Source organism: Pseudoalteromonas sp. Z9A5 (assembly GCF_011378875.1).
Classification (GTDB): domain Bacteria; phylum Pseudomonadota; class Gammaproteobacteria; order Enterobacterales; family Alteromonadaceae; genus Pseudoalteromonas.
In genome coordinates this window covers 13,956-17,006 of record NZ_WTLC01000063.1, presented here as the reverse complement: position 1 = coordinate 17,006, position 3,051 = coordinate 13,956, and the positions used below count along the sequence as shown (strand labels likewise).

Sequence of the window (3,051 nt, the reverse complement as noted above, 5' to 3'; positions counted from 1 at the left end):
CCTGATTACAACGGTCCAGTACCAAGTGCAACTTACACGGTCAGCGATGCTAACGGTGGGATCGATACTGCGGTATTGAGTTTCAATGACATTACACCAACCGCTGATATATCTGACGATAATATTACGATTGATGAAAACACATCAGCACCTCTTGATGTTCTCATTAATGATAACTTTGAAGGCTCACCACAAATAACAGCTTTCACGCAAGGCGCTAATGGTAGCGTTAGCCTAAACGCTGATGGTACCGGTATTTATACTCCTAATGCTCACTATTTCGGTACCGATAGTTTTACCTACACAGTTACATCTGGCGGTGTTACTGAAACTGCTACCGTTACGATAGTCGTCACCGAAAAAAATGCTGCACCTGAAGCTAATGAAATACCAAATCAAAATGCTGTTGACGGGCAGCCTGTCTCAATTGATTTCAGTAACTATTTTAGTGATCCTAATACTGATACTTTGACTTATAGTATTACTGGGCTGCCTGCAGGACTTACTCTCAATACTAATACAGGCACCCTCTCAGGCACTATTGATAATAGTGCTTCGCAAGATGGTCCTATTAATGACGGAATTTATACTATTACTGTGACTGCTAATGATGGACGCGGCGGCACTGTAGATCAAAGTTTTACCTATACTATTGTTAATGCACTACCTACAGCAGTTAATGATACTGCGAGCACTTCAGAAAATACGGGCATAAACATCGATGTGCTCATTAATGATAGTGACCCAGATAATGATACGTTAATTATCACTGAAGCTATTGCTGGTAATGGCACTGTAGTTATTAATGCTGATAATACTGTTACCTATACACCTAATATTAATTTCAACGGTACCGATACCATAATTTATAGAATCGTCGATGGGGAGGGTGGTGAAAGTACAGCCAGTGTTGACGTTACTATTACACCGATTAATGATGATCCAACCACTAGTGGTATAGATGATCAAGCGGATGCAGACGGTAGCACTATAAATTTAGATATTTCGCCTAATTTCACCGACATTGATGGGGATGTATTGAACTTTACTGCTTCTGGGTTACCACTAGGATTAAGTGTAGACCCAGTCACTGGTATAATTAGTGGTACAGTCGCTGGCAATATATCTACATTTGAACCATATAACGTAACCATTACTGCCGATGACGGTAATGGAGGAACGGTATTAACTAGCTTCACGTGGGCTTTTGAAAACATCCCACCCATCGCCAATGATGATATAGCAATGACTGCTGAAGATTCAGCCGTAGTTATAAGTGTGTTAACTAACGATACTGATCCAGACAACGACTCACTGATAATAACTGAAGCAAGTGCCTCCCATGGCAGCGTTATTATTAACAGTGATAATACAATCACATACACTCCCGATACAGACTTTAATGGCACAGATATAATTAACTATCGTATTACCGACGGACAAGATGGTTACAGTACAGCAACTGTAACTGTTACTGTCACCCCAGTTAATGATACACCGATTGTTAATTCAGCATTACCTAATGAGACATCTATAGATGGGCAATCTGTTTCTATTAATTTTGCACCTTTCTTCAGCGATATTGATAATGATACATTAAGTTTCTCTGCGACAGGTCTACCTAATGGAATTTCAATAGATGCTGTGTCTGGTGTTATCAGTGGATCTTTCGATAGTAATGCTTCGTCATCTAGCCCATATACTATTACGATTACTGCCGATGACAATAATGGTGAAAGTGTTAGTGAGAGCTTTACCTGGTCAGTTGATAATCCGCCCCTGCAAGCTAATCCAGATTCTAATACTGTCAACGAAAATGAAAATATTAGCATTGATGCAGCTAATGGTGTGCTATTCAATGATCAAGACCCTGACGGCGATAGTCTTCTCGTAGCTGAAGTTAATAACAGTATAACTAATGTAGGACAACCAGTTAATGGCTCTTCAGGCGGCACATTTACCGTCAATGCAGATGGGTCTTATAGTTTTGATGCAGGCAATGACTTTGATGACTTGGCAGATACCCAAACTCGTACTACTAGTATCGTTTATCAAGCATCTGATGGTGAAGGAGGTCTTTCTAGTGCAACTCTTACGATCACAGTAATAGGTACTAATAGTTCACCAGAGAGCATCCCTGAAAATAAAACCACAAACGAGGATACCCCTGTTAGTGGTCAGGTTATAGCCTCTGATGCAGAAGGTGATATTCTTACTTTCACCGTCGACATAGATCCTATTAATGGCAGTGTTAGTATCAATACTGACGGTACCTATCTTTACACTCCAAATGAACACTTTAACGGCACTGATACCTTCACCGTGAAAATCGACGATGGTAATGGTGGTACCTCTACCCAGACTATTACTATTACTGTTGACTCTGTTAACGATGCACCGATTGCTGCCAATGACGGTCCTTTCACCGTGACCGAAGACACGCCGGTGAATGGCAATGTATTAACCAATGACAGTGATCTCGAAGGCGACACTTTAAGTGTTGTTCAATTTGTTGTGGATGGCAGTGCAACCGTTTACAGCGCAGGCGATACAGCAACCATTACGGGCGTTGGTGAGCTTATCATTAATGCTGACGGGACCTTTACGTTTACCCCTGCCGCTGATTATAACGGTCCAGTGCCTAGCGCTACTTATACCCTCAGTGATGCAAACGGTGGATTTGATACCGCGATAGTGAGTTTCAATGACATTATTGCGGTCAATGATGCACCGAGCACCGTTGATAACGGCCCAATTTTGGTAACAGAAGGCACACCGGCTTCGGGCAATGTATTAACCAATGACAGTGATGTGGATGGCGATACCCTGACCGTGACGCAATTTGTAATGGATGGGGACACCACGGTTTATAATGCAGGCGACACGGCAATAATTGCAGGCGTTGGCGAGCTTATTATTAATGCCGACGGGACCTTTACCTTTACCCCTGCCGCTGATTATAACGGTCCGGTGCCAAGCGCTACTTACACGGCAAGTGATGCAAGTGGCAGCACGAACACGGCAACTCTTAACTTCAATGATGTTAGCCCA

The 3,051-nt window shown here is 42.3% G+C and carries 1 protein-coding gene; it reads left to right on the top strand.

What is annotated here, in order from left to right; translation table 11 throughout:
• Positions 1-3,051, top strand: a 3,051-nt coding sequence (locus tag GQR56_RS20095) for an Ig-like domain-containing protein (protein WP_206018233.1), incomplete at both ends; no start/stop codon positions are given.